Source organism: Kluyvera genomosp. 2, from assembly GCF_036759865.1.
GTDB classification, from domain to species: domain Bacteria; phylum Pseudomonadota; class Gammaproteobacteria; order Enterobacterales; family Enterobacteriaceae; genus Kluyvera; species Kluyvera ascorbata_B.
Genome location: NZ_JAPKIA010000011.1, coordinates 81,624 through 106,989, shown reverse-complemented (window position 1 = coordinate 106,989; position 25,366 = coordinate 81,624). Strand labels below are relative to the sequence as shown.

The window sequence follows — 25,366 nt, the reverse complement described above, 5'->3', positions numbered from 1 at the left end:
GTTACTGATGGCGTTCGCGCAAATTCTCAATCACCGTCGTCAAATCCAGTTCCTGATCCTGCAGCAGCACCAGCAGGTGATACATTAAATCCGACGCTTCATTTTTCAGCTCAAACTTATCGTGTACCGTCGCAGCGAGCGCGGTCTCGACGCCTTCTTCACCGACTTTCTGCGCGATACGTTTTGTTCCGCTGGCATACAGTTTTGCCGTATAGGAACTGGCCGGGTCAGCGGTTTTCCGCTCGGCCAGCAGCTGTTCCAACTGGTACAGGAACAGCCATTGGTGGCTGGTGTCGCCGAAGCAGCTGGACGTGCCTTTATGGCAGGTCGGGCCAATTGGGTTGACCAGAATCAACAGGGTATCGTTGTCACAGTCTGGCGCCATGCTGACCACGTTCAGGAAGTGGCCGGACGTTTCACCTTTGGTCCACAGGCGCTGCTTGGTGCGCGAGAAAAAGGTGACTTTGCCCGTTTCCTGCGTTTTAGCCAGCGCTTCTTGATTCATATAGCCCAGCATCAGCACTTCGCCGGATACCGCGTGTTGGATAATGGCGGGCATCAGTCCGTCGGTTTTTTGCCAGTCTAATTGCTCAGTTAACATACCCGAATCTCCACGCCCTGAGCTGCCAGGTACGCTTTTAGTTCACCAATATTAATAATCTGTTTGTGGAATACCGAAGCCGCCAACGCACCATCAACATCGGCATCACGGAAGGCTTCCAGGAAGTGCTCCATGGTGCCCGCGCCGCCGGAGGCGATAAGCGGCACGCGACAAACCTCGCGCACTTTTTTCAACTGTTCCAGATCGTAGCCGTTGCGCACGCCGTCCTGGTTCATCATATTGAGGACGATTTCACCTGCGCCGCGTTTCTGCACTTCCTGTACCCAGTCCAGCGTTTCCCACTGGGTGACGCGCGTGCGGCTCTCATCGCCGGTGTACTGATTGACGTGATATTTTCCGCTGTCGGCGTCATACCAGGTATCAATACCCACCACGATGCACTGCACGCCAAAGCGATCTGCCAGGCGCGTAATCAGCTCCGGGTCGGCCAGTGCCGGGGAGTTGATGGAAATTTTATCCGCACCAAAGGAGAGAATGCGCGCCGCATCGTCGATGGACTTAATGCCGCCAGCGACGCAGAACGGAATATCAATGACTTCGGCGACGCGAGAAACCCAGCTTTTATCCACCACGCGGCCGTCGCTGGAAGCGGTAATATCGTAAAACACCAGCTCATCCGCGCCTTCATCGGCGTAGCGTTTGGCCAGCGGCACGATATCGCCAATGATTTCGTGATTGCGGAACTGCACGCCTTTAACCACCTGGCCATCACGTACGTCGAGACAAGGAATTATCCGTTTTGCCAGCATTGGATGGCCTCCGTTACGTTGAATTTACCTTCCAACAGCGCGCGACCGACGATCACGCCGCGCACGCCGGTACCGCGCAGGGCGGCGATATCGTTGAGATCGCCAATGCCGCCGGAGGACTGAAACGCCACCTGCGGGTAGCGAGCGCAGACTTCTTCATACAGCGAGACGTTAGAGCCCGCCAGCGTACCGTCGCGCGAAATATCGGTGCACAGCACGTGCTGTAAACCTACCGGCAGATAGGTTTCCACCAGCTCCTCCAGCGTCACACCGGAATTTTCCTGCCAGCCGCTTACCGCCACCTGTTTTGCGCCGTTTTCATCAATTCGCACGTCCAGCGCCAGCACCAGATGTTCCGCGCCAAAGCGCTTAAACCAGCCCTTCACGATCTCCGGCGATTTCACCGCCGTCGAACCTACCACCACGCGCGCGACGCCGGCATCAAGCAGCGCGGCGACGTCTTCTTCTGTACGTACGCCGCCGCCTACCTGCACCGGCACGTTCACGCCAGCAACCAGCGTTTTCAGCAGCGGAATCTGCCGCTGCGCCGGGTCTTTGGCGCCGGTTAAATCGACCAGATGCAGCACTTCTGCGCCCTGGGCCGCATAGTCCTGAAGACGCGGCAGCGGATCGGTACCGTAGTCGCGCTGCTGACTGTAATCGCCCTGGTGCAGGCGTACTACGGTGCCGTTAATCAAATCTAAAGCCGGAATGATCATCACATCTCCAGGAAATTTTTCAGCAGCTGTGCGCCCGCGGCGCCTGAACGTTCCGGGTGGAACTGGACGCCGTAAAAGTTATCTTTTTGTACCGCCGCGGTGAACGGTTCACCGTAATGGCACTGGGCGATGGTATTTTCATTGACCGGCATCGCGTAGCTGTGCACGAAGTAGAAATACGCGCCGTCCTCAATGCCGCGGAACAGGCGATCGCCCGCCTTCGGATAAACGCGGTTCCAGCCCATGTGCGGCAGCGGCAGGCCGAAATCGGTCATTTTCGGCACGTCCTGGTCAATAATCCCCAGCATGTCGACGCCGTGGGTTTCTTCGCTGCGGCGGCCCAGTAGCTGCATTCCAAGGCAAATGCCGAGCACCGGCTGAGTGCAGGCTTTGATCAAATCCGCCAGGTCGCGTTCACGAATCTGATCCATGGCGGCCTGCGCGGTGCCAACGCCCGGCAGGAACAGTTTGTCCGCGCGCAGGACGACGTCCGGATCGCGGCTTACCACCGGCTCGTAGCCGTGGCGGGCAATTGCCGCCTTCACCGAGTGAAGGTTGGCACAGCCGGTATCAAGCACAACCACGTTCATCACAGCACTCCTTTCGAGGAGGGAAGGGTATTGCCGTCCACGCGAATGGCCTGGCGCAGCGTGCGGCCAAAGACTTTAAACAGGCTTTCCACGCGGTGGTGATCGTTTTTGCCTTTGGTTTTCAGGTGCAGGGTGATGCCCATCGCATAGGAGAGCGAGCGGAAGAAGTGCTCGATCATTTCGGTGCTCAGATCGCCTACGCGCTGATAGGTAAATTCGGCTTTATATTCAAGGTGTGGCCGACCGGAGATATCCAGCGCGCAGCGCGCCAGGCATTCGTCCATCGGCAGCACAAAACCGAAACGGTTGATTCCCCGCTTGTCGCCCAGCGCCGCCTTCAGCGCTTCGCCCAGCGCCAGGCCGGTATCTTCAACCGTGTGGTGATCGTCGATATACAGATCGCCTTTCACGGTAATGTTCATGCGGAAGCCGCCGTGGGTGGCAATCTGATCGAGCATATGATCGAAGAAACCAACGCCGGTGTTGATCTTGCTGCCGCCTTCGCGGTCCAGCCAGACTTCCACGTCAATCTGGGTCTCGCGGGTATTACGTTCGATGCGCGCGTAGCGATCGCGGCGGGTCAACTGCTCGCCAATGGCCGCCCAGTTCAGGGTGTCACGGTGGTAGCGCAGGCCGGTGATACCCATGTTATTGGCCAGCTCGACGTCGGTGGCGCGGTCGCCGATAACATAGCTGTTGGCGGTGTCCATCACGCCATCGGCCAGCCAGGCGGTGACCAACTGCGTTTTCGGCTTACGGCACGCGCAGTTATCGGCCGGCAGATGCGGGCAGATCAGGACATCGTCGAACGCGACGCCCTGTGACGTAAATATCTGCATCATCAGGTTATGCGGGCCGTCAAAATCGTCCTGCGGGAAACTGGCGGTGCCCAGCCCGTCCTGATTGGTAATCATCACCAGCTTGTAGCCCGCCTTTTGCAGCTTCAACAGCTCGGGAATCACGTCCGGCTCGAAGGCCAGTTTATCAAAACGGTCTACCTGATAGTCGCTCGGCGGCTCGGAAATCAGGGTGCCATCGCGATCGATAAAGAGAAACTTCTGGGTCATACGGTCTCCGCTTTCAAAGCGTCAATCACGCGCAGGCTCTCTGCTCGAGTGCCGATAGTGATGCGCAAACAGCCGCTTAAAGAAGGTTGTTTATTCTGGTCACGTAAGATAATGCCTTGATCCCATAAAGATTTAAATACGCTGGTTGAGGCTTTCATCCGTACCAGTACGTAATTGGTCTCGGAATCGAATACCTGCTCGACGCAATCAATGGTGCGCAGGGCGGTGACCAGATATTCGCGCTCCTCAAGGATCTGCGCCACTCGCTGGCGCATCGCGGCGATGCCCTGCGCGCTAAGCGCCTGGGCCGCGATATCGGCAACCGGGGTAGAAAGCGGGTAGGGGGCAATCACTTTCAGCAGCAGCGCAATCACGTCTTCATTCGCCAACGTGAAGCCGCAGCGCAGCCCTGCCAGCGCAAAGGCTTTCGACAGCGTGCGCAGAATAACCAGATTTGGATACTCCGCCAGCCAGCCAGCGAGCGTGGCCTGCGGGCAAAACTCAATATAGGCCTCGTCGGCGACGACCAGCGCTTTATCGCGGGTCATCTCCAGCAGCGTACGAAAGTCCTGCGGGTTGATAATCTGCCCGGTTGGGTTGTTCGGGCTGCACACGTAGACCACTTTGACGTTGTTCAGGCTGTCGGCAATGGCCGGAAGATCCAACTGCCAATCGGCTTTCGCTGGTACGGTGCGGCACTCAACGCCGATGGTTTCCGCGCTGACGCTGTACATGCCGTAGGTGGGGGGGCAAAACAGCACCGCGTCGCGGCCCGGTTCGCAAAAAGCGCGCACCAGCAGCTCGATGCCTTCATCGGCACCGCGGCTAACCAGCACCTGCTGCGGCTTCACGCCTGCGTAGGCGGCGTAGTTCTCAATGACCGCTTTGGGCTGGCATTCCGGGTAGCGGTTCAGCGTCTGCTGGCTGAGCTCAAACGGTACTGCTGTCGGGAATTCGTTGGCATTCAGCCACACGTCGCCTTTACCGCCCAGACGGCGGGCCGACTGATAGGGGGTCAGGGCGCGAACGTTGTCGCGGGCTAACTGTTCGATGCTCATGCTTGCTCCTTCAGGGCGTTGACGCGTAGGGTGACGGCGTTTTTGTGGGCGGTCAGCCGTTCGGCGGCGGCCAGCGTTTCAATGGTGGCGGCGAGGGCGCTAAAACCTTCGCGCGACAGTTCCTGCACGGTCATCCGTTTCTGGAAATCGGCCAGCCCCAGGCTGGAGCAGGTTGCGGTGTAGCCATAGGTCGGCAGAACGTGGTTGGTCCCCGAGGCGTAGTCACCGGCGGATTCTGGCGACCAGTCGCCGAGGAACACCGAACCGGCGCTGGTGATTTCATCAACCAGGTCACGGGCGTTGCGGGTCTGAATAATCAGGTGCTCCGGGCCGTAGGCATTCGAAATTTCCACACACTGCGCCAGATCGCGGGCGACGATCAAACGGCTGGCGGAGAGCGCCTGGCGCGCGGTATCGGCGCGGGACAGCTCGGCGAGCTGGCGTTCTACCGCGTCGGCCACGTCGGCGGCAAGTTTTGCATCCGGGGTTAACAGAATAACCTGTGAATCCGGGCCGTGTTCGGCCTGTGAAAGCAGGTCCGAGGCGACAAAGTCCGGGGTCGCGCCGCTGTCGGCGATAACCAGCACTTCCGACGGGCCCGCGGGCATATCAATCGCCGCGCCGTCGAGACGCTGACTCACCTGGCGTTTTGCTTCGGTGACGTAGGCGTTGCCTGGACCGAAGATTTTGTCCACTTTAGCGATGGACTCGGTGCCCAGCGCCAGCGCGGCAATCGCCTGCGCGCCGCCGACGTTGAACACCTCTTTAACGCCGCACAGCTGCGCCGCATAGAGAATTTCATCGGCAATTGGCGGCGGTGAGCAGAGCACCACCTTTTTACAGCCGGCAATACGTGCCGGGGTAGCCAGCATTAACACCGTTGAAAACAGCGGGGCTGAACCGCCAGGAATATAGAGACCCACGGACGCGATTGGGCGGGTAACCTGCTGGCAGCGCACGCCCGGCTGGGTTTCGATATCCACCGGCGGCAGAATCTGCGCGTTGTGGAAGGTATCAATATTGCGCACCGCCGCCTGCATGGCTTGCTTCAGCTCGTCGCTCAGACGCGCGCCTGCCTGCTGAATTTCATCCTCGGAGACGCGCAGTGCGGCGACTTCCGTTTTATCAAATTTTGCGCTGTATTCACGCAGGGCCTTGTCGCCGTTGCTTTTGACGTTCTCAAGGATCTCGGCCACCGTACGCGTGATGCTGTCAGAGGCGGAGATGGCCGGGCGCATCAGCAGCGTCTGCTGTTCTTCGGGGCTATAGCTATTCCAGTCAATCAGGGTATTGAAGCTCAAAGTCGTTACTCCATCATGGGGCCATGCCGGATGGCGGCGGTGCCTTATCCGGCCTACAGGGGCCGTAATATTAATGCGTGTGACAATTCTTGTAGGCCTGATAAGCGCAGCGCCATCAGGCAGCCGATCACTCCATCATTTTCTCAATCGGCAGCACCAGAATTGAGCTGGCCCCCAGGGATTTGAGTTTTTCCATGGTTTCCCAGAACAGGGTTTCGCTGCTCACCATGTGCATGGCGACGCGCTGCTGATCGCCCGCCAGCGGCAGAATCGTTGGGCGTTCAGCGCCCGGCAGCAGTGCAATCACTTCGTCCAGACGTTCGGTCGGTGCATGCATCATGATGTATTTTGATTCACGGGCCTGAATGACGCCCTGAATACGGGTCAGCAGGCGGTCAATCAGCTGCTGTTTCGCCTCGCTCATTTCGCCGTCGCGCTGAATCAGGCAGGCCTTGGAGCGGAACATCACTTCCACTTCACGCAGGCCGTTGGCTTCCAGCGTCGCACCGGTTGAGACCAGGTCACAAATGGCGTCGGCCAGGCCCGCGCGCGGAGCCACTTCGACAGAACCATTCAGCAGACAGGATTTAAAACTAATGCCTTTCTGATCGAGGTAACGCTTGAGCAGGTGTGGGTAAGAGGTGGCGATACGTTTGCCGTCGAGCGCTGCCGGGCCGTCCCATGCTTCATCTGCTGGGGTAGCCAGCGACAGACGGCAGCCGCCGAAGTCAAGACGACGCAGGGTAAAGTAGCGCGGGTCTTCGCCCTGCGCGCGGCGGCTCAGCAGTTCTTCTTCCAGCACGTTTTCGCCGATGATGCCGAGGTCGACCACGCCATCCATAATCAGACCCGGGATATCGTCGTCACGGACGCGCAGAATATCGATAGGCATATTTTCCGCCATCGCAATCAGGCGCTGGGTGTGGAGATTAATTTTAATGCCACAACGGGCCAGTAATTCGCGTGAATCGTCGCTAAGACGGCCTGATTTCTGAATAGCTATGCGTAAACGGCTGTTATCTAACATTCTGTATTCCTCATTACCCTGCTGAATTTGGTTCAAAAAAAAGCCCCCGGAAGATGATCTTCCGGGGGCTCTCTTGCGTTCATGCACCACTGGAAGATCTGAATGTCTCCCAGCACACATCGCCTGAAAGACTAGTCAGGGTGATGGTGATGATGGTGGTGTTTAAATTGAACGCGGCTCATAAATTTCTCGTTGAATGACTATTCACTTGATGTCTTTTAACCTAAACCACTTTTGTCGTTGAGTGCAAGCGCTTTTTTCATTCATTAAATCAATTCATGTTGCCACTATAAATTGTCAGTTTTCGCCCGGTGGCGTAGCCTTAATAGAGGAGTGCAGTAGGAATCAGGAGATAGCGCAATGAAGAAGGTGGCAATTGTCGGTTTAGGGTGGCTGGGTATGCCGCTGGCGCTGTCGTTGATGGCGCGCGGCTGGCAGGTAACCGGTAGCAAAACAACCGCCGATGGCGTTGAGGCGGCCCGTATGTGCGGCATTGATAGCTATCCGCTGCGGCTTGATCCGCAGCTGGTGTGCGAGGCGGACGATCTCGACGCGTTAATGAACGTGGATGCGCTGGTGATTACGCTACCGGCGCGCCGTAGCGGGCCGGGTGAAGATTTCTATCATCAGGCGGTGCAGGAGATTGTGGATTCCGCGCTGGCGTATCATATTCCGCGTATCATCTTTACCAGTTCGACGTCCGTGTACGGTAAAGAAGAAGGCATGGTGAAAGAGAGCACGCCGCGTGAACCGGTCACCGCCAGCGGCAGCGTGCTGAAAGAGCTGGAAGACTGGCTGCATCAACTTCCAGGGACGTCCGTTGATATTCTGCGTCTGGCTGGGCTGGTGGGACCGGGTCGACATCCGGGACGGTTCTTTGCCGGGAAGTCGGCGCCGGACGGCCTACAGGGCGTCAATCTGGTGCATCTGGAAGATGTGATCTCTGCTATTACGCTTTTATTACAGGCGCCGAAGGGGGGACACATTTATAACATTTGTGCTCCTTTACATCCGGCGCGCGGTATTTTCTATCCGCAAATGGCGCGTGAACTGGGGCTGGCGGTACCGGTCTTTAGCGATAGCGGCAAAGGAAAAGGCAAAATTATCGACGGTAATCTTATCTGCCGTGAGCTGGGGTTTGAGTATCAGTATCCGGACCCGCTGCGTATGCCGATGGAATAATCGCCGTTGTTTTAGCAAATAGTGCTATAGATGAGATTTATAATTCAGCAGTTGCTGAATTATCAGACATTTAGATGAGTTAGTGCTGCGATCTTGCTTTCAGCGGCTTGTATTTTTGCTACCGATTGGGGCAAAATGTGCCGAATGTAAAAAATTGAGATTAACCGACGTGCTTGCCGCGTCGGTTATTTTTTTTACATCAAAACAACCATCAAATAAAAGAGGCCGGGCTTCGTACCGGATAGATACTTACTTAAAAAACGACAGTCGTTGTCGCTGAGGAAACAGAAAAAAAATGGGGCAATTTTTCAATTTTGCACCGGCTATCGCCGTCAAGGGGACTAACCGTGTCGCATAACATTACTCCAAACACCTCTCGCGTGGAATTACGTAAAACGCTTACGCTTATTCCGGTTGTTATGATGGGCCTTGCCTATATGCAGCCGATGACGCTGTTTGATACGTTCGGTATCGTATCTGGCATGACCGATGGTCATGTGCCAACAGCTTATGCTTTCGCTCTGGTGGCGATTCTGTTCACTGCCCTGAGCTATGGTAAGCTGGTACGCCGCTATCCGTCGGCGGGCTCTGCCTACACTTATGCCCAGAAATCCATTAGCCCGACCGTTGGTTTTATGGTGGGTTGGTCTTCTCTGCTCGACTATCTGTTCGCGCCGATGATCAACATCCTGCTGGCAAAAATCTATTTTGAAGCGCTGGTGCCGTCGATTCCGTCATGGGTATTCGTCATTGCACTGGTGGCCTTTATGACCGCGTTTAACCTGCGCAGCATTAAATCTGTCGCCAACTTCAACACCGTTATCGTGTTGTTCCAGGTGGTGCTGATTGCCGTCATTCTGGGCATGGTTATCTATGGCGTGGCGCACGGCGAAGGTGCCGGTACGCTGGCAAGCAACCGTCCATTCTGGTCGGGTGACGCACACGTGATCCCGATGATTACCGGGGCAACGATTCTGTGCTTCTCGTTTACCGGCTTTGACGGTATCAGCAACCTGTCTGAAGAAACCAAAGACGCTGAGCGTGTGATTCCGCGTGCTATCTTCCTGACGGCGCTGATTGGTGGCATGATCTTCATCTTCTCCACCTATTTCCTGCAGCTGTACTTCCCGGATATCTCTCGTTTTAAAGATCCGGACGCCTCACAGCCAGAAATCATGCTGTACGTGGCGGGTAAAGCCTTCCAGGTTGGCGCGCTGATCTTCTCGACCATCACCGTGCTGGCTTCCGGTATGGCGGCGCACGCTGGCGTGGCGCGCCTGATGTACGTGATGGGCCGTGACGGCGTGTTCCCGAAAAGCTTCTTCGGTTACGTGCATCCGACCTGGCGTACGCCGGCGATGAACATCATCCTGGTGGGGGCGATTGCGCTGCTGGCGATTAACTTCGACCTGGTGATGGCAACCGCGCTGATTAACTTCGGTGCACTGGTGGCGTTCACCTTCGTCAACCTGTCCGTGATTTCTCAGTTCTGGATCCGTGAGAAGCGTAACAAGACGCTGAAAGATCACTTCCAGTACCTGTTCCTGCCGATCTGCGGCGCGCTGACCGTTGGCGCACTGTGGGTGAACCTGGAAGAGAGCTCAATGGTTCTGGGCCTGATCTGGGCCGGTATCGGCCTGATTTACCTGGCCTGCGTGACCAAAAGCTTCCGTAACCCGGTTCCGCAGTACGAAGATGTTGCATAACTGAATTAAAACGATGGTTGCAAAACCGGAGGCCTGGGCCTCCGGTTTTTTTTTGCTTTCATGTCATGAGCGACTAAAAAAAACTTCATTAATAACCACCGGTAATAATATAGAGCTTTTGGTTATTGGTGCGGTCAGGCTCGGTCAGGAATAATTTCAGACCTGATTATATTGGGTTAATTGATTCTTATGTTGCACATGATAATAAGCGGAATAATTTGCGGGGCCTTACTGGGATTCGTTATGCAGCGCGGTCGTTTCTGTCTGACGGGCGGCTTTCGCGACATGTATATCGCCAAAAATAACCGTATGTTTTATGCGCTGCTGATTGCTATCTGTATCCAGAGTATCGGCGTTTTCTCGCTCATTCAGCTTGGGCTGGTGCAGTACGATGCCGGAGCATTCCCGTGGCTGGGCACGGTAGTTGGCGGCTTTGTTTTCGGTATGGGTATCGTCTATGCGGGCGGCTGCGCTACCGGCACCTGGTATCGCGCCGGGGAAGGGCTGATCGGCAGTTGGATTGCTCTGGTGACCTATATGGTTATGAGTGCGGTCATGCGTTCTCCACATGCGGCGGGGCTGAACGCCTTTCTTGGCCAGCACACGACGGCCCACAACGGTATTGCCGAAACCCTCAATATTTCCGTGTGGCCGATGATTGCGCTGCTGGTGGTGGTGACGCTGTGGCTGGTACGTAAAGAATTGCGTAAGCCGAAGCTGAAGGTGGCCTCGCTGCCGCCGCGTCGCCGCGGGCTGGCGCATATTCTGTTTGAAAAACGCTGGCATCCGTTCGTAACGGCCGTGCTGATTGGCCTGATTGCGCTGCTGGCCTGGCCGTTGAGCGAAGCCACCGGCCGTATGTTTGGCCTGGGGATCACCTCACCGACGGCCAATATTCTGCAGTTTCTGGTCGGCGGCAATGCGAAGTTCCTCAACTGGGGCGTCTTCCTGGTGCTGGGTATCTTTATCGGTTCGTTTATTGCCGCAAAAGCCAGCCGTGAGTTTCGCGTTCGCGCCGCGGACGCCAGCACCACGCTGCATAGCGCCGGTGGCGGTGTCCTGATGGGCTTTGGCGCAAGCATTGCTGGCGGTTGTTCCATCGGTAATGGTCTGGTGATGACCGCGATGATGACCTGGCAGGGCTGGATTGGCCTGGTATTTATGATCCTCGGCGTGTGGTCTGCGTCGTGGATGTTGTATGTTCGCCCGCAGCGGAAAGCTAAGCTGAAAACCGCAGCGGCTTAAGGAGTAGAAAATGGTTATTAAGAAACTGGATGTTGTCACGCAGGTTTGCCCGTTCCCGTTAATTGAAGCGAAAGCGGCGATGGCGGAGCTGTCCCGCGGCGACCAACTGGTCATTGAATTTGACTGTACTCAGGCGACGGAGGCCATCCCACAGTGGGCGGCAGAAGAGGGGTTTACGGTGACCGACTATCAGCAGTCCGGCGATGCGGCGTGGACGATTACCGTACAGAAATAATGCTATCAGCATAACGTGATGCCGCTTGTCGAATATGCCAACGCTCTTATCCGGCAAGCGGCGCTGTAGCGCCTGATGGCGCTACGCCTATCAGTCAGTGCTTACACTATCTCCTGCGCGTATTGATACAGCGCCTTCAACAAAGTCAGCTTCTCGTTATTTCCTTCATACTGACCGTACAGCGTCTCCAGCTCCTGAGCATAGGCGTGTAAAAATTCCGGCGTAAAAATCTGTCGGCGGTGCTCCAGCCAACGCTGCTGCTCGGTCTCATCAAGCGTGCCGGGGAAGTTGCGCGCCCGGAAGTTAAAGAGCAGTTTTTCAATTCGTTTGTCGGCGAAAGTGATATCCAGCGCCGGCATGTTACGCGGCTCGGTTTCCAGTACAATTTTCATCGCTGCGCGGTCGGCATCGCTAAAGAAACCGTTGTAGAGCTGCGCATCGACGTTGTCCGACGGAACAAATGGCTCTGCCTCGGCAAAAATGGCGACCACTTTCTCACGTACCAGCGGGTTGTCGCGCAGCAGCTTGAGGTTATCCAGGCAGTGCTGGCGGTTGATGCCCAGGCGATCGGCGTCTTCCGGTCGCAGAGTATTCGCCTGCGCCAGTATCGGACATTTGTTCAGGTGCACCAGTTTAATCGGCACCGGCACATTGTCGCCGAGATCGGCTTTGGCGGTATATAACCGTTCGCGTAGCGCATCGGCGTCCAGCGTCAGCAGCGGGCTTATGTCGCCTGCCAGATCGACCATAATCACCGCATTACGGTTATCCGGATGCCAGGCCAGCGGCGCGACCCAACTGGTATTGCCACGCCATGCGCCGAACATGCCAGAAACATGAACCAGCGGCTTCATTTGCGGCACGTCAATCAGCGTGATCAGCTTGTTCTTGCCGCGGTAGGCATACAGGTAGTCGAACAGCTTCGGCTGCTGCGTTTTTACCAGCTTTGCTATGGCGATAGTGGCATAAACATCCGCCATCGCATCGTGGGCGTTACTGTGCTCAATACCGTTGGCTTTGGTCAGGTGCTCCAGACGAAAACTCGGGAGGCCGTCCTCGTTTTCCGGCCAGTTGATGCCGTCCGGGCGGAGGGCGTAGCAGGCGCGCATCACATCAAGAAGGTCCCAGCGCGAGTTGCGATTCTGCCAGCTCCAGGCATAGGGGTCGTAAAAGTTACGATAGAAGATATTGCGCGTCACTTCATCATCGAAGCGGACGTTGTTGTAGCCCACCACGCAGGTATCCGGCACGGTGAAAATGTCGTGGATGCGTTTGGCAAATGCGGCCTCATTTTCCCCTTTCGCACGCGCCTCCTGCGGCGTAATGCCGGTAATCAGCACCGCTTCTGGCTGCGGCAGATAATCGTCCGCAGGTTTACAGTAAAAGACCTCTGGCTCACCGATGATAGTAAAGTCTTTATCGGTACGGATAGCGGCGAACTGCGCGGGTCTGTCGAGGGAAGGGCTGGTTCCAAAGGTTTCGTAGTCGTGAAACAGGAATCCCGGCGCGCTGGAGGTCTCTTGCATAGCGTTTACTGTGTCCGTGTGTGGCATTGAATGCTCATGGTAAACGATTTCGCCGAGCATCAGAAGGGCGGCGGCGAATTCTGGAACCGGCCGCGCAGCGTATTTTTTAATGCGTAAATAGCGTTATGTCATATTTTCTTGCAATTTATACCAGCCAGGAAGCGCGAAGTTCCGTAAAAAGGACGACGAATTTGTATAAGTTGAGGATGTACCGTTGAAAGCCCGTTTTCTTGTTGCCGTATCTTTGCTCGCTTCGAGCGTTTCTTGTGCGTTTGCCGACAATGTCGCAATGCCTTCCGTCACCCCACCAGCCATTAAAGCCGGCGCTTGGGTTCTTATGGATTACACAACCGGGCAAATTTTAACCGCAGGTAATGAGCATCAGCAGCGCAATCCCGCCAGCCTGACCAAGCTGATGACCGGCTACGTGGTCGATCGCGCGATCGATAGCCATCGTATTACGCCTGATGATATCGTCACCGTCGGTCGCGATGCGTGGGCGGCCGGAAACCCGGTGTTTGATGGCTCCTCGCTGATGTTTCTGAAAGCCGGCGATCGCGTGTCGGTGCGCGATCTGAGCCGCGGCCTGATCGTCGATTCCGGCAACGACGCCTGCGTGGCGCTGGCGGACTACGTGGCCGGAGGCCAGCCGCAGTTTGTCAAAATGATGAATGATTATGTGCAAAAGCTAAACCTGCGCGACACTCATTTTGAAACTGTTCACGGCCTGGATGCGCCGGGCCAGCACAGTTCGGCTTACGATCTGGCCGTTCTCTCACGCGCCATCATTCACGGCGAGCCCGAGTTCTACCACATGTACAGCGAAAAGAGCCTGACGTGGAACGGCATTACCCAGCAGAACCGTAACGGCCTGCTGTGGGAAAAAAACATGCATATCGACGGCCTGAAAACCGGCCACACCTCCGGCGCCGGGTTCAATCTGATCGCTTCTGCGGTCGATGGCCAACGTCGCCTGATTGCCGTAGTGATGGGCGCCGATAGCCCAAAAGGCCGCGAAGACCAGGCGCGCACGCTGTTGCGCTGGGGACAACAGAATTTTGACACCGTGCAGATTCTGCACAGCGGTAAAAAAGTCGGTACCGAGCGTATCTGGTACGGCGACAAAGAGAAGATCGATTTGGGTACGGATCAGGACTTCTGGCTCGCGCTGCCTAAGGCCGAAGTACCCAATATCAAAGCCAAATACGTGCTGGATAAAAAAGAGCTCGAAGCGCCTATTGCTGCGCATCAGCGGGTGGGGGAAATTCAACTGCTCGACCGCGATAAAGTGGTCGCGCAGTGGCCGTTGGTGACGCTGGAAAGCGTCGATAAAGGCGGAATCTTCTCCCGTCTGAGTGACTATCTGCACCATAAAGTGTAATGACGATCGCCCCACAAAGTGGGGCGTTTTTATCTCGCTGTAGTCGCCTAAGGGCAGAATCGTTACAATTCAGCCTTTCATTTTGTTGGAGAATGGGTGTGCGCCCGGATAAGTCACTCAGCCCTTTTGAAATTCGTCTCTATCGCCACTATCGTACCGTGCACGGCGCGCGCATTGCGCTGGCATTCGCGCTGGCGTTTATCATCGTCCGCCTGGCGGGGATCCCCGAAGGCTCCTGGCCGCTGATTACCCTGGTCGTCGTGATGGGGCCTATCTCCTTCTGGGGCAACGTGGTACCGCGCGCGTTTCAGCGTATTGGCGGCACCATTCTTGGCTCGGCGCTGGGGCTGGTGGCGCTCAAGCTGGAGCTTATCTCGCTGCCGCTGATGATTATCTGGTGTGCGGCCGCGATGTTCCTGTGCGGCTGGCTGGCGCTAGGCAAAAAGCCCTATCAGGCTCTGCTGATTGGTATCACCCTGGGCGTGGTGGTTGGGGCTCCGCCTGGCGACATTACTACCGCGCTCTGGCGAAGCGGCGACGTCATTTTCGGCTGTCTGCTGGCTATGCTGTTTACCGGTATTTATCCGCAGCGGGCGTTTATTCACTGGCGCATCCAGATGGCGACGTTTGTGACGCAGTTTAATCGGATCTACCAAGCGGGTTTGTCGCCGAACCTGATAGAGCGGCCGCGGCTGGAAAAACATCTGCAAACGGTGCTTAACGATGTGGTGAAAATGCGCGGGCTGATTACGCCTGCCAGCAAAGAAACGCATATTCATAAAGGTATCTTCGAAGCCATCCAGACCGTCAGCCGTAACCTTGTCTGCATGCTGGAGCTGCAAATCAACGCCCACTGGGCGACCCGCCCAAGCCATTTGCTGATGCTGAACGCTCATACGCTGCGGGAAACGCAGATGATGACCCAGCAAACGCTGCTGGCGATTGCCCATGCGCTGTATGAGGGTAACCCGCGGCCAATCAAAGCCAATAGCGAAAAGCTGAACGACATTGTGGCGGAGCTGCGCCAACTGGTGAAGGAGCACCCGGGCGAGAATCTGGCGGAAACGCCGATTCACGGCTACGTCTGGCTGAGCATGGAGCTTGCCCGCCAGTTGGAGCTGCTGTCGAGTCTGATGTGCCGCGCTTTGCGTAAATAAAAGACAGATGCGCGCGGTTTTGCGTCTGGTTGTTTCGATTCAGCACGCTTTAGGGTTATGATGAAGCCAAAGCAAAAAAGAATGTTTGCGACAACGGCGGCGTATAAATCTTACCGGTTGAAGGGCATATCAGTAATGTGTACCTTATCGTGTAGCCGTTGTTTTAACGAATCCGACTCTCAACTATCAGGGGTATAAAAATGGAAACCACGAAACCTTCGTTTCAGGACGTACTGGAGTTTGTGCGTTTGTTCCGTCGTAAGAACAAGCTGCAGCGCGAAATCCAGGACGTAGAGAAAAAGATCCGTGACAACCAGAAGCGCGTCCTGCTGCTGGACAACCTCAGCGACTACATCAAACCGGGCATGAGCGTTGAAGCTATTCAGGGCATCATTGCCAGCATGAAGGGCGACTACGAAGATCGCGTTGATGACTACATCATCAAAAATGCCGAGCTGTCCAAAGAACGCCGCGACATCTCTAAAAAACTGAAAGTGATGGGCGAGCAGAAAAGCGAGTAACCGTCGTTCTCAGGTGGCGGCGCTGCCGTCACCTGGCCCCCTGAATACCGTCCTTCCTCTTCCCGCCGATACAACCTCAGTGACATTGCGAGCAATGCGGAGTATAAAGCTCTCTGTTTGATATATAAGCCACAGTTATGTGGGAACGTATTGATATCAAAGGAACTCGCGAACAATGCAGCAACATCAGGAAGCGCAATCATGATGCTGGTGACCGGCGGCGCGCGCAGCGGCAAGAGCCGTCACGCTGAATCGTTACTCAGCCAGTATCCTCAGGTTTGTTATATCGCCACCTCGCAAATTTTTGACGCCGAGATGGCCGAGCGTATTCAGCACCACCGGGACAGTCGCCCCGCGCACTGGCGTACGGAAGAACGCTGGCAGCACCTTGCCGACATCATTACCCCGCACAACGATCCCAACGAAGCCATTTTGCTGGAATGCATCACGACGCTTATCACCAATATTTTATTTGCCTCTGGTGATGCACAAGCTATCGAACGTTGGGATTTTGCCGCCCTTGAGGCTGAGGTCAGCGCTGAAATTGACGCGCTGATTGCTGCCTGCGAACGCTGTCCGTCGCCGGTGGTGCTGGTCACTAATGAAGTGGGGATGGGCATTGTGCCCGAGAATCGTCTTGCCCGGCATTTTCGCGATATTGCTGGGCGCGTGAATCAAAAGCTGGCACAGGCGGCGGACGACGTCTGGCTGGTGGTATCAGGGATTGGAGTCAAAATAAAATGAGCCGACTGTTTTTCGCCACACTCTCTTTTATGAGCCGTCTGCCGGTGCCACAGCGCTGGTCGCAGGGGCTGGCTCTGGATCGCTATGTCAGTGGCGTGCTGACCTTTCCCGTTATCGGGTTGCTGCTCGGCGCGCTGAGCGGCCTGGTCTTTGTGATTGTACAGGCCTGGTGCGGGATTCCGCTGGCGGCTTTCTTTGCCGTGTTGACGCTGGCCCTGCTGACCGGAGGCTTTCATCTCGATGGTCTGGCCGATACCTGTGACGGTGTTTTCTCCGCCCGTCGCCGCGAAAAGATGTTAGAAATCATGCGCGACAGCCGCCTGGGCACCCACGGTGGCCTGGCGCTGATTTTTGTGCTGCTGGCGAAAGTGCTGGCGGTGAGCGAACTGGCCCTGCGCGACACGCCGATGCTGGCGGCGATGGCCGGTGCCTGTATTGCCGGCCGTTCTGCTTCGGTGTTGATGATGTACCGTCATCGCTACGCGCGTGAAGAGGGGCTGGGTAACCTGTTCATCGGTAAAATCACCTTCCGTCAGACCTGGGTTACCCTGGTGATCGGCGCTGCGCTGGTAGCTGCCCTGTTAGGCATGCACGGTCTGCTTGCGTTGCTGGTGGCGTTTATCGGCGTCTTTATCCTGGGGCTGCTGCTCAAGCGCACGCTGGGAGGGCAGACCGGAGACACCCTGGGCGCGGCAATTGAACTGGGCGAAGTGATTTTCTTGCTGGCGCTCCTGTAAGCCAGCGATTAACCGGAAAGAGATAATGCAAACACTGACTTCACGACTGGCGGCTATTCCTGACGTCGACAGCGCCGCCATGGCGCATGCGCAGCAGCATATTGATGGGCTCTTAAAACCAACGGGCAGCCTGGGGCGGCTGGAAGCGCTGGCGGTACAGCTGGCGGGGATGCCGGGTCTGCGCGGTACGCCACATGTCGCCAGGAAAGCCATGCTTGTTATGTGTGCCGATCACGGCGTCTGGCATGAGGGGGTTGCCGTTTCGCCTCAGGTGGTTACGGCGATTCAGGCGGTTAATATGACCCGACACAATACCGGCGTCTGCGTGCTGGCCGCTCAGGCGGGGGCTGAGGTGCACGTGATTGACGTGGGCATTGATGCTGACCCTATCCCAGGCCTGGTGGAGATGAAGGTGGCGCGCAGCAGCGGCAATATTGCCCGCGGGCCAGCCATGAGCGCAGAACAGGCACAGACCGTCCTGATGGCTGCGATTGACTATACCCGCAATCTGGCGGAGCAGGGCGTTACTTTGTTCGGCGTGGGTGAACTGGGGATGGCAAATACAACGCCAGCGGCGGCCGTGGTCAGCGTACTGACCGGCAGTGAACCAGAGGCGGTGGTTGGCGTCGGCGCGAACCTGCCGCAGGCGCAGTTGGCGAATAAAGTTGACGTGGTGCGCCGCGCTATCGCTGTAAACCAACCGGATGCCGATGACGGTCTCGACGTGCTGGCGAAAGTGGGCGGCTACGATCTGCTGGGTATGACCGGCGTGATGCTCGGCGCGGCCTCCTGTGGCCTACCGGTCGTGCTGGACGGTTTCCTTTCTTACGCATCGGCGCTGGCAGCCTGCCGGATTGCGCCGGGCGTGAAGCCGTATTTGATTCCTTCGCACTTCTCCGCCGAGAAAGGGGCGCGCATTGCGCTGACGCATCTGGCGCTGGAGCCGTATTTACATATGGATATGCGCTTGGGGGAAGGCAGCGGCGCGGCGATGGCGATGCATATTGTTGAGTCAGCCTGCACGATGTATAACCGCATGGGCACGCTGGCGGGCAGTAATATCGTCCTGCCGGTTTAAGAACGTCATTGCGCCGACGCCTGTCGGCGCAGCTATTCTGGCCGTTGCTCATTTTCGGGCGTCTGAACCACAAAAACAAAAATCCCGCTTAAGTTTCCTTAAGCGGGATCTTCAGATTTGGCTCCTCTGACTGGACTCGAACCAGTGACATACGGATTAACAGTCCGCCGTTCTACCGACTGAACTACAGAGGAATCGTTGTGGAGTCGTATCTTAGCGGCGAAAAAACTTTTGTCAAACCCCAATTCACGCTTTGTGGTGCAGTTGCCTATTCCATCAACAATTTGTCGCCATTGCAGACAAAAATTAAGGAAAAATGTTTTGCAGGAACGCGGTTTCTCCCTCATCATTTGAAATGGAGTTTCAACTTTCAGAACTAAGGCCCATTTTGAACGTCACCGCCGTGCTTCGCCAGGCCGTCTCACGCACGCCCTGGTATAAAAAACGCAAAAGTTATCGAGTTCTCTTCTGGCGTGAAATCACCCCCCTTGCTGTGCCCATCTTTCTGGAAAATACCTGCGTTTTACTGATGGGTGTACTGAGTACATTCCTCGTCAGTTGGTTAGGCAAAGAAGCGATGGCAGGCGTGGGCCTGGCCGACAGCTTCAATATGGTGATCATGGCGTTCTTCGCCGCGATTGACCTTGGGACCACGGTGGTGGTGGCCTTCAGCCTGGGCCGACGCGACCGGCGCAAGGCGCGGGCGGCGGCGCGTCAGTCGCTGGTCATCATGACCTTGTTCGCCATCGTACTGGCGGCGGTGATTCACTATTTCGGCGCGGAAATTATCAATATTGTGGCCGGAGACGCCACGCCGGAAGTGAAAGCGCTGGCGTTAACCTACCTTGAACTGACCGTGTTGAGCTACCCGGCGGCGGCGATTGCCTTGATTGGCAGCGGTGCGCTGCGTGGTGCGGGAAACACCAAGATCCCGCTGATGATAAACGGCGGCATGAATATCCTGAACATTATGATCAGCAGCGTGCTGATTTACGGGGCCTTTGGCTGGGATGGCCTGGGGTTCGCCGGAGCCGGGCTGGGGCTGACGATTTCGCGCTATATCGGCGCGGTGGTGACTATCTACGTGCTGATGGTCGGCTTTAATCCGGCGTTGCGCATTCCGCTTAAAAGCTACTTCAAACCCCTGAACTTCGCCATCATCTGGGAGGTCATGGGCATTGGCATTCCGGCGAGCGTAGAGTCGGTGCTGTTTAACAGCGGCAAGCTGCTGACGCAAATGTTCGTCGCCGGGATGGGGACTGACGTTATCGCCGGTAACTTTATCGCTTTCTCGGTGGCGGCATTGATTAACCTGCCGGGTAACGCGCTGGGCTCAGCGTCGACCATTATTACCGGTAAACGTCTTGGTACCGGCCAACTGGCGAAAGCGGAGCGGCAGCTGCGCCATGTATTCTGGATGTCGACGATTGTGCTCACGGTGATTGCATGGGGAACCGCACCGTTTGCCGGACTGTTTGCCTCGTTCTATACCCATGAGCAGGATGTTAAAGACGTGGTGAAAATCCTGCTGTGGATGAACGCTGCTTTTATGCCTATCTGGGCTGCTTCGTGGGTGCTGCCAGCCGGTTTTAAAGGTGCTCGGGACGTACGCTTTGCGATGTGGGTGTCTATGCTGAGCATGTGGGGCTGTCGCGTGGTGGTGGGCTACGTGTTGGGTATCGTGCTGGGATGGGGTGTCGTCGGCGTCTGGATGGGGATGTTCCTCGACTGGGCCACCCGCGCCGCGCTGTTCTATCGCCGTCTGATTACCGGGCGCTGGGCGTGGAAATATGCGCCAGCGAAGAAAGAGGATGCCGCATAACCGCCTGATTGCGGTGAAAATCGGCAAAAAAAGTCAGTTTTCAACCTGATTGCAGATTAAATCAGCAAACGCGTAATTTTCTGCAAATCAGGCTTTGACAACCACGGGGCACCCCGATAATATGCGCCTCGTTCACACGATTCCTCTGTAGTTCAGTCGGTAGAACGGCGGACTGTTAATCCGTATGTCACTGGTTCGAGTCCAGTCAGAGGAGCCAAATTTAAAAAGCCTGCTTTCGAGCAGGCTTTTTGCTTTTCTGCGTTCAGGAAAATCCCCGGCGTCGCGTGGCCGGGGGCAGTATTTAGCGGAAAGGCGGTTCGTTAAAGGTCCGCAGCTTACGTGAATGCAGGCGATCGCCCTCTGCGCGCAGCAGATCAATGGCGCGAATGCCAATTTGCAGGTGTTCGGAAATTGCACCCTCATAGAAACGGTTGGCCTGACCGGGCAGCTTGATCTCGCCGTGCAGCGGCTTATCTGACACGCACAGCAGCGTGCCGTAGGGTACGCGGAAGCGATAACCCTGTGCGGCAATGGTTGCACTCTCCATATCAATAGCCACCGCGCGGCTGAGGTTGAAGCGCAGCGCGGAAGCCGAGTAGCGCAGCTCCCAGTTGCGGTCGTCGGTCGTCACGACCGTACCGGTACGCAGACGCTGTTTGACTTCTTCTCCCGGCATCCCGCTGACCTGCTTGGTGGCGTCGTACAGCGCGCGCTGTACTTCTGCAATGCTGGGGATCGGGATATCCGGCGGCAGCACGGCATTAAGGACATGGTCATCACGCAGATAGGCGTGCGCCAGCACATAATCGCCGATAGACTGGCTTTCACGCAGACCGCCACAGTGACCAATCATCAGCCAGACATCCGGGCGCAGCACTGCCAGGTGATCGCAGATGTTTTTGGCATTAGAAGGGCCTACGCCAATATTGATAAGCGTAATCCCCTGACCCTCTTTGGTCATCAGGTGCCAGGCCGGCATCTGATGTTTCTTCCACGCCAGGTCGGAGATCGCCTCTTCTGGCGCTTCGGTATCGGCGGTGATCCAGATCCCCCCGGCGCAGGAAAGGGAGACATATGGGCTGTCCGGGTCGAGGATCTGGCTACAGCCCCAGCGCACAAATTCATCGACGTAGCGGGTATAGTTGGTAAACAGCACAAACGGCTGGAAGTGCTCGACCGGCGTCCCGGTGTAGTGGCGCAGACGCGCCAGCGAGAAGTCTACGCGGCGGGCATCGAAGTGCGACAGCGGGTAAAACTCGGTGGCGTGGGTTAAGCCGTCCGCCGTTTCATCGCCAATCTGCGAGAGTTCAGTCGTCGGGAAAACGCGGGTCAGATCGGCGCTCATGGAGCGATCGAGATTCAGGCCGTCAATAACGTAAGGGTAGGGGATCTCATGCTGCGACAGGCCTACTTCGATGTGCGCGTCGTAGTCTTCATACAGTAATGATAATTGCTCCAGCAGATAGCCGCGGAACAGCGCTGGATGAGTGATGGTTGTGGTGTAGCAGCCTGAGTGGGTAAATCGGCCGAAGGCGCGCGTTTTCTGCGCCTTGTGCGCGCAGCCGCTCCAGGAGACGGAAAGCTGAGGATAGACAAAAAGTCCGTTGGCCCGCGCCTCGGCGCTGGGCAGCGAGCGATGGTCAATAAACAGACGAATCGCGTCACGTAATGCACTTACCGATTGATCGTACAGCGACTGGAGTTTTTCCAGCGCCTGCTCTGGGGTCAGACTCACGCCCGTGTTACTCATCGTTCGCTCCTTGTGTCAGGTCTGCGGCTTTTCCCGATAGTATGTCAGCGGCTGATGAAACAAAAGCGCCAGGCCGCTCACTTATAACAACTGATTAACCTTTAACCATATTCCTGCCGTGAGAAGGCTTTTGCGGCGCGGCGGGGGAAAAAAGCTATAATTAACCGATATCTGCCGTGAATGAGGAAAGGGACATGGGACCTCGTAGAAAACGTTTATGCGCGCTGATGCTGCTGATGGCTAGCCAAAGCGTACTGGCTGTGACTTATCCATTGCCTCCGGAAGGGAGTCGCTTAGTGGGCAGCACGCTGCACATCACGGTACCGGCGGATAACCGCCTGCCGCTGGAATCCTTTGCTGCGCAGTATGGGCAGGGGCTGAGTAATATGCTGGAGGCCAATCCCGGCGTGGACGTATTCCTGCCGAAATCAGGCTCGACGCTGACGATCCCACAGCAGCTCATTTTACCTGATACCGTGCGCCAGGGGATCGTGGTTAACGTTGCTGAAATGCGTCTCTATTACTACCCGCCGGGTAGTCATACCGTGGAGGTGCTACCGATTGGGATTGGCCAGGCCGGGCGAGAGACGCCGCGTAACTGGGTCACCGCCGTTGAGCGTAAGCAGGAAGCCCCAAGCTGGACTCCGACCGCCAACACCCGCCGTGAATATGCTAAACGCGGTGAAAGTCTGCCCGCGTTCGTTCCCGCCGGGCCCGATAACCCGATGGGGCTGTACGCGATTTATATTGGGCGGCTTTATGCCATTCATGGCACTAACGCGAATTTCGGGATCGGACTGCGCGTCAGTCAGGGCTGTATTCGCCTGCGCAACGACGATATTAAATACCTGTTTGACAATGTGCCGGTGGGGACGCGGGTGCAAATTATCGATCAGCCGGTGAAATATACCACCGAGCCGGACGGTAGCCGCTGGGTGGAGGCGCACGAGCCATTGTCGCGCAACCGCACAGAATTTGAATCCGATAACAAAGTTCCGTTGCCGATGACGCCTGCATTGCGTAGTTTTACCCAACAGGCAGGCGTGGACGTGAGCCGGGCACAGGCGGTTCTGGATCGACGCTCCGGGATGCCGGTGAATATCAGCGCTTCGCACGCCACGCTGTAACCCGTTTTGATGAAACGAAAAAGCCCGCCTGTTGCTCGCCAAAGCCCTTCACTGACCCGCATTGCTGCACTGCGGGTTTTTTTATTATGAGGAACGCCATGAAATACGTCATCGTTGGTAGCGGAAATATCAGCAATACCTACCTGCGTGCCGTGGAGCATATTGAGGGCTCCACCATTGTCGGCTGTATCTCTCGCCGCGGCAGAACGCCGCAGGCCGCGGGCGATCTACCGTGTTGGCCCGATCTGTCCGCCGTTGATCGTGACTATGACGCGGTCATCGTGGCGACGCCTAATGGCCTGCATCATCAGAGCGCAATCCAGGCGGCTGAGGCGGGAAAACACGTGCTGGTGGAGAAGCCTCTCGAGATAACCTTGTCCGCCGCCGATCGTATGATTGCCAGCGCCGAAGCAGCGGGCGTGGTGCTGGCCGTTGCGTATCAACGGCGGACGCGGCCCGATAACATGGCCCTCAAGGCGCTACTGGAAAGCGGGGCGTTGGGAAAACGTTATTCGGTGGATGTCTCGTGCCGCTTCTGGCGCGATCAGGCCTATTACGACAGCGCTGACTATCGCGGGGGATACGCGATCGATGGCGGGGGCGTGTTTATTCAGCAGGGCGCACACCATATCGATAACTATCTCTGGCTCTTCGGCATGCCTGTAAGCGTCACCAGCGAACTGGCGACCTTCGCGCATCAGATGGAAGCCGAGGATCACGGCGCGGCGATATTTCGCCACGCCGATGGCATGATCGGGACATTCGTCGCCTCCACCTGTGCACGTCCCGGCTTTTCTGCGCGCCTGGAGTTTTCCTGTGAAAAGGGTTCCTTCACCGTCACAGATGACCGCATCACCCAATGGTATATTGACGGCATTGATAACCCGGGTGAGGGCTTGCCGGAAACCCGTAGCGAAGGGGCGCACAGCGCGGTGGTCACCGATACCTTCGGTCACCAGGCTATCCTGCGCGATTTCGCCAACGCGGTGGTCAGCGGCGCGGCTCCGCTGTGCAGCGGCCGCGACGCGCGTCGGGCAACCGAGCTGGTGTTGCAGATTTATAAAAGGAGAGTGGAATGAGTGACGTGGTGAACTGGGGGGTACTGGGCTACGCCCGTATTGCCAAAAATTCGATTATTCCGGCGATTACCCGCGCGGAGAACGCGCGGCTGTATGGCGTCGCCTCGCGTAACCAGGCGGAACTTCCGACCGGTGAGTGGGCGCAGAACTACGGCGACTATGCCGCGCTGTTGGCGGACCCGGCCATTCAGGCCGTCTATATTCCTCTGCCCAATTCGCTGCATAAGGAGTGGGTTATTCGCGCGCTGGCGGCAGGTAAGCACGTGCTGTGCGAAAAACCGATTGGGCTGAATGCGGCGGAAGCGCAGGAGATGCAGCAGGCGGCGATACAGCATAATCGTTTGCTGATGGAAGCCTTTATGTATCAGTACACCGACCGCGTGCGGGTGATCAAACAGGTGCTGGAGAGCGGGGTACTGGGCGAGCTTCGCCATATTAACGTGTCGTTCCGTTTCCTGCTCGATCGTCCTAACACCATTAAGATGCAGCCAACGCTCGGCGGCGGCGCGCTGTACGATGTGGGCTGCTACCCGGTGAACTTTGTCGGCATGGTGACCGGGCGCTTGCCGACGCAGGTGCGGGCGCTGTGCGAAACCGAGCAGGGGGTGGACACCAATCTTTCGGCACTTTTGCAGTATGATGACGGCCTGATTGCCAATATTCATTGCGGATTCAACGCTTTTGGTCGCAATTATGCGGAAATCATCGGCAGTAAAGGGATGCTGATCATCGATAAACCGTTCCTTGATGACGCCGGCGCGCTGCATCTGCATACCGCCGAAGGCGTACGCGAGCTGCCGGTTAGCGAGTCCGATCGCTATCAGGCAGAGATTCGCCATTTCTCCAGCGCAGTGCTCAATCAGCCATCGCGGTTGATTCCGCTGACGGAAACGGTGCGCAATATGCAGGTGCTGGATCAGATTCGCGCCGCGCTGTAGCCGAG

The 25,366-nt window shown here is 56.7% G+C and carries 26 protein-coding genes, 2 tRNA genes and 1 other annotated feature; of the genes, 16 read left to right on the top strand and 12 right to left on the bottom strand.

Annotation, left to right across the window (positions count from 1 at the left end):
* Position 1: 1 nt before the first annotated feature.
* The 9 genes from hisIE to hisL form a co-directional block, all read right to left on the bottom strand.
* Positions 2 to 601 carry a bifunctional phosphoribosyl-AMP cyclohydrolase/phosphoribosyl-ATP diphosphatase HisIE gene (gene hisIE / locus V6942_RS13710; protein ID WP_106930051.1) on the bottom strand — a complete coding sequence of 200 codons (600 nt, stop codon included), beginning with the start codon at positions 599 to 601 and terminating at the stop codon, positions 2 to 4.
* Positions 595 to 1,371: an imidazole glycerol phosphate synthase subunit HisF gene (gene hisF / locus V6942_RS13705; protein WP_106930049.1), complete on the bottom strand. Its 777-nt coding sequence runs from the start codon at positions 1,369 to 1,371 to the stop codon at positions 595 to 597. The genes hisIE and hisF overlap by 7 nt, the downstream gene beginning before the upstream one ends.
* Entirely contained in the window at positions 1,353 to 2,090 is a 738-nt protein-coding gene (gene hisA / locus V6942_RS13700; protein WP_182967542.1) for a 1-(5-phosphoribosyl)-5-[(5-phosphoribosylamino)methylideneamino]imidazole-4-carboxamide isomerase, read from the bottom strand. The genes hisF and hisA overlap by 19 nt, the downstream gene beginning before the upstream one ends.
* Positions 2,090 to 2,680 (bottom strand): imidazole glycerol phosphate synthase subunit HisH, encoded by a 591-nt coding sequence (gene hisH, locus V6942_RS13695; RefSeq protein WP_182930364.1) that lies wholly within the window; start codon positions 2,678 to 2,680, stop codon positions 2,090 to 2,092. Before hisH ends, hisA begins: the two co-directional genes overlap by 1 nt.
* Positions 2,680 to 3,747, bottom strand: a complete 1,068-nt coding sequence (hisB, locus tag V6942_RS13690) for a bifunctional histidinol-phosphatase/imidazoleglycerol-phosphate dehydratase HisB (protein ID WP_106930043.1) — start codon at positions 3,745 to 3,747, stop codon at positions 2,680 to 2,682. Before hisB ends, hisH begins: the two co-directional genes overlap by 1 nt.
* A complete protein-coding gene (gene hisC / locus V6942_RS13685) occupies positions 3,744 to 4,805 on the bottom strand; it encodes a histidinol-phosphate transaminase (protein ID WP_333501359.1) in 1,062 nt (353 codons plus the stop codon). Before hisC ends, hisB begins: the two co-directional genes overlap by 4 nt.
* Positions 4,802 to 6,106 (bottom strand): histidinol dehydrogenase, encoded by a 1,305-nt coding sequence (hisD, locus tag V6942_RS13680; RefSeq protein ID WP_333501358.1) that lies wholly within the window; start codon positions 6,104 to 6,106, stop codon positions 4,802 to 4,804. The genes hisC and hisD overlap by 4 nt, the downstream gene beginning before the upstream one ends.
* A gap of 127 nt (positions 6,107 to 6,233) precedes the next feature.
* Positions 6,234 to 7,133: an ATP phosphoribosyltransferase gene (hisG, locus tag V6942_RS13675; RefSeq protein ID WP_106930037.1), complete on the bottom strand. Its 900-nt coding sequence runs from the start codon at positions 7,131 to 7,133 to the stop codon at positions 6,234 to 6,236.
* Between the two features lie 34 nt (positions 7,134 to 7,167).
* Positions 7,168 to 7,289: a sequence feature (His leader region), on the bottom strand.
* Positions 7,265 to 7,315, bottom strand: coding sequence for a his operon leader peptide (hisL, locus tag V6942_RS13670; protein ID WP_071594744.1), 51 nt, complete (start codon positions 7,313 to 7,315; stop codon positions 7,265 to 7,267). Its footprint overlaps the feature before it by 25 nt.
* Before the next feature lie 178 nt (positions 7,316 to 7,493).
* On the opposite strand from hisL, the gene V6942_RS13665 reads away from it, so the two are divergent.
* The 4 genes from V6942_RS13665 to tsuB all read left to right on the top strand — a co-directional run bounded on the left by V6942_RS13665 (position 7,494) and on the right by tsuB (position 11,501).
* Entirely contained in the window at positions 7,494 to 8,315 is an 822-nt protein-coding gene (locus V6942_RS13665) for an SDR family oxidoreductase (protein WP_182930368.1), read from the top strand.
* 347 nt (positions 8,316 to 8,662) lie between these two features.
* Complete coding sequence (gene plaP / locus V6942_RS13660) at positions 8,663 to 10,021, top strand: putrescine/proton symporter PlaP (protein WP_106930033.1); 1,359 nt, start codon at positions 8,663 to 8,665, stop codon at positions 10,019 to 10,021.
* A gap of 189 nt (positions 10,022 to 10,210) precedes the next feature.
* Positions 10,211 to 11,266: a thiosulfate utilization transporter TsuA/YeeE gene (gene tsuA, locus V6942_RS13655; protein WP_333501357.1), complete on the top strand. Its 1,056-nt coding sequence runs from the start codon at positions 10,211 to 10,213 to the stop codon at positions 11,264 to 11,266.
* A 10-nt stretch (positions 11,267 to 11,276) separates the two neighbouring features.
* Positions 11,277 to 11,501, top strand: a complete 225-nt coding sequence (gene tsuB / locus V6942_RS13650; protein ID WP_106930031.1) for a thiosulfate utilization sulfurtransferase TsuB/YeeD — start codon at positions 11,277 to 11,279, stop codon at positions 11,499 to 11,501.
* A gap of 101 nt (positions 11,502 to 11,602) precedes the next feature.
* On the opposite strand, the gene sbcB is transcribed toward tsuB, so the two are convergent.
* The gene (gene sbcB, locus V6942_RS13645; RefSeq protein ID WP_333501356.1) at positions 11,603 to 13,027 is read right to left on the bottom strand and encodes an exodeoxyribonuclease I; all 1,425 of its coding nucleotides are present in this window, start codon (positions 13,025 to 13,027) and stop codon (positions 11,603 to 11,605) included.
* 214 nt (positions 13,028 to 13,241) lie between these two features.
* Between sbcB and dacD the strand changes: the two genes are divergently transcribed.
* From dacD to cobT, 6 genes are all read left to right on the top strand, one after another.
* Complete coding sequence (gene dacD, locus V6942_RS13640; RefSeq protein WP_333501355.1) at positions 13,242 to 14,408, top strand: serine-type D-Ala-D-Ala carboxypeptidase DacD; 1,167 nt, start codon at positions 13,242 to 13,244, stop codon at positions 14,406 to 14,408.
* A gap of 98 nt (positions 14,409 to 14,506) precedes the next feature.
* Positions 14,507 to 15,565, top strand: a complete 1,059-nt coding sequence (locus V6942_RS13635) for an FUSC family protein (protein ID WP_106930069.1) — start codon at positions 14,507 to 14,509, stop codon at positions 15,563 to 15,565.
* Between the two features lie 200 nt (positions 15,566 to 15,765).
* Positions 15,766 to 16,086, top strand: a complete 321-nt coding sequence (locus V6942_RS13630) for a DUF496 family protein (RefSeq protein ID WP_106930025.1) — start codon at positions 15,766 to 15,768, stop codon at positions 16,084 to 16,086.
* A 198-nt stretch (positions 16,087 to 16,284) separates the two neighbouring features.
* Positions 16,285 to 16,830: a bifunctional adenosylcobinamide kinase/adenosylcobinamide-phosphate guanylyltransferase gene (cobU, locus tag V6942_RS13625; RefSeq protein ID WP_106930067.1), complete on the top strand. Its 546-nt coding sequence runs from the start codon at positions 16,285 to 16,287 to the stop codon at positions 16,828 to 16,830.
* Positions 16,827 to 17,567, top strand: a complete 741-nt coding sequence (gene cobS, locus V6942_RS13620) for an adenosylcobinamide-GDP ribazoletransferase (RefSeq protein ID WP_333501354.1) — start codon at positions 16,827 to 16,829, stop codon at positions 17,565 to 17,567. Before cobU ends, cobS begins: the two co-directional genes overlap by 4 nt.
* A 25-nt stretch (positions 17,568 to 17,592) precedes the next feature.
* Positions 17,593 to 18,645 (top strand): nicotinate-nucleotide--dimethylbenzimidazole phosphoribosyltransferase, encoded by a 1,053-nt coding sequence (gene cobT, locus V6942_RS13615; RefSeq protein ID WP_333501353.1) that lies wholly within the window; start codon positions 17,593 to 17,595, stop codon positions 18,643 to 18,645.
* A 118-nt stretch (positions 18,646 to 18,763) separates the two neighbouring features.
* Here the strand turns inward: cobT and V6942_RS13610 are convergent.
* Positions 18,764 to 18,839 (bottom strand) — tRNA-Asn (locus tag V6942_RS13610).
* A gap of 6 nt (positions 18,840 to 18,845) precedes the next feature.
* On the opposite strand from V6942_RS13610, the gene V6942_RS23455 reads away from it, so the two are divergent.
* From V6942_RS23455 to V6942_RS13600, 3 genes are all read left to right on the top strand, one after another.
* Complete coding sequence (locus V6942_RS23455) at positions 18,846 to 19,025, top strand: DUF5951 family protein (RefSeq protein WP_219906275.1); 180 nt, start codon at positions 18,846 to 18,848, stop codon at positions 19,023 to 19,025.
* Positions 19,001 to 20,467, top strand: coding sequence for an EmmdR/YeeO family multidrug/toxin efflux MATE transporter (locus V6942_RS13605; protein WP_333501352.1), 1,467 nt, complete (start codon positions 19,001 to 19,003; stop codon positions 20,465 to 20,467). The genes V6942_RS23455 and V6942_RS13605 overlap by 25 nt, the downstream gene beginning before the upstream one ends.
* A gap of 141 nt (positions 20,468 to 20,608) precedes the next feature.
* A tRNA-Asn gene (locus V6942_RS13600) sits at positions 20,609 to 20,684 on the top strand.
* Positions 20,685 to 20,768: 84 nt separating this feature from the next.
* Here V6942_RS13600 and V6942_RS13595 read toward each other — a convergent pair.
* Positions 20,769 to 22,217, bottom strand: coding sequence for an AMP nucleosidase (locus V6942_RS13595; protein WP_106930009.1), 1,449 nt, complete (start codon positions 22,215 to 22,217; stop codon positions 20,769 to 20,771).
* Positions 22,218 to 22,411: 194 nt separating this feature from the next.
* Between V6942_RS13595 and ldtA the strand changes: the two genes are divergently transcribed.
* From ldtA to V6942_RS13580, 3 genes are all read left to right on the top strand, one after another.
* Positions 22,412 to 23,344, top strand: a complete 933-nt coding sequence (gene ldtA, locus V6942_RS13590; RefSeq protein WP_106930010.1) for a L,D-transpeptidase — start codon at positions 22,412 to 22,414, stop codon at positions 23,342 to 23,344.
* A gap of 98 nt (positions 23,345 to 23,442) precedes the next feature.
* Positions 23,443 to 24,423 (top strand): Gfo/Idh/MocA family oxidoreductase, encoded by a 981-nt coding sequence (locus tag V6942_RS13585; RefSeq protein ID WP_333501351.1) that lies wholly within the window; start codon positions 23,443 to 23,445, stop codon positions 24,421 to 24,423.
* Complete coding sequence (locus V6942_RS13580) at positions 24,420 to 25,361, top strand: Gfo/Idh/MocA family protein (RefSeq protein ID WP_106930014.1); 942 nt, start codon at positions 24,420 to 24,422, stop codon at positions 25,359 to 25,361. Before V6942_RS13585 ends, V6942_RS13580 begins: the two co-directional genes overlap by 4 nt.
* Positions 25,362 to 25,366: the final 5 nt, after the last annotated feature.

Bases quoted from the DNA above. Each gene is read 5' to 3' on its own strand.
- hisIE (WP_106930051.1), bottom strand. From the start codon at position 601: ATGTTAACTGAGCAATTAGACTGGCAAAAAACCGACGGACTGATGCCC.
- hisF (WP_106930049.1), bottom strand. From the start codon at position 1,371: ATGCTGGCAAAACGGATAATTCCTTGTCTCGACGTACGTGATGGCCAG.
- hisA (WP_182967542.1), bottom strand. From the start codon at position 2,090: ATGATCATTCCGGCTTTAGATTTGATTAACGGCACCGTAGTACGCCTG.
- hisH (WP_182930364.1), bottom strand. From the start codon at position 2,680: ATGAACGTGGTTGTGCTTGATACCGGCTGTGCCAACCTTCACTCGGTG.
- hisB (WP_106930043.1), bottom strand. From the start codon at position 3,747: ATGACCCAGAAGTTTCTCTTTATCGATCGCGATGGCACCCTGATTTCC.
- hisC (WP_333501359.1), bottom strand. From the start codon at position 4,805: ATGAGCATCGAACAGTTAGCCCGCGACAACGTTCGCGCCCTGACCCCC.
- hisG (WP_106930037.1), bottom strand. From the start codon at position 7,133: ATGTTAGATAACAGCCGTTTACGCATAGCTATTCAGAAATCAGGCCGT.
- V6942_RS13665 (WP_182930368.1), top strand. From the start codon at position 7,494: ATGAAGAAGGTGGCAATTGTCGGTTTAGGGTGGCTGGGTATGCCGCTG.
- tsuA (WP_333501357.1), top strand. From the start codon at position 10,211: ATGTTGCACATGATAATAAGCGGAATAATTTGCGGGGCCTTACTGGGA.
- tsuB (WP_106930031.1), top strand. From the start codon at position 11,277: ATGGTTATTAAGAAACTGGATGTTGTCACGCAGGTTTGCCCGTTCCCG.
- sbcB (WP_333501356.1), bottom strand. From the start codon at position 13,027: ATGCAAGAGACCTCCAGCGCGCCGGGATTCCTGTTTCACGACTACGAA.
- V6942_RS13630 (WP_106930025.1), top strand. From the start codon at position 15,766: ATGGAAACCACGAAACCTTCGTTTCAGGACGTACTGGAGTTTGTGCGT.
- cobS (WP_333501354.1), top strand. From the start codon at position 16,827: ATGAGCCGACTGTTTTTCGCCACACTCTCTTTTATGAGCCGTCTGCCG.
- cobT (WP_333501353.1), top strand. From the start codon at position 17,593: ATGCAAACACTGACTTCACGACTGGCGGCTATTCCTGACGTCGACAGC.
- V6942_RS13605 (WP_333501352.1), top strand. From the start codon at position 19,001: ATGGAGTTTCAACTTTCAGAACTAAGGCCCATTTTGAACGTCACCGCC.
- V6942_RS13595 (WP_106930009.1), bottom strand. From the start codon at position 22,217: ATGAGTAACACGGGCGTGAGTCTGACCCCAGAGCAGGCGCTGGAAAAA.
- ldtA (WP_106930010.1), top strand. From the start codon at position 22,412: ATGGGACCTCGTAGAAAACGTTTATGCGCGCTGATGCTGCTGATGGCT.
- V6942_RS13585 (WP_333501351.1), top strand. From the start codon at position 23,443: ATGAAATACGTCATCGTTGGTAGCGGAAATATCAGCAATACCTACCTG.
- V6942_RS13580 (WP_106930014.1), top strand. From the start codon at position 24,420: ATGAGTGACGTGGTGAACTGGGGGGTACTGGGCTACGCCCGTATTGCC.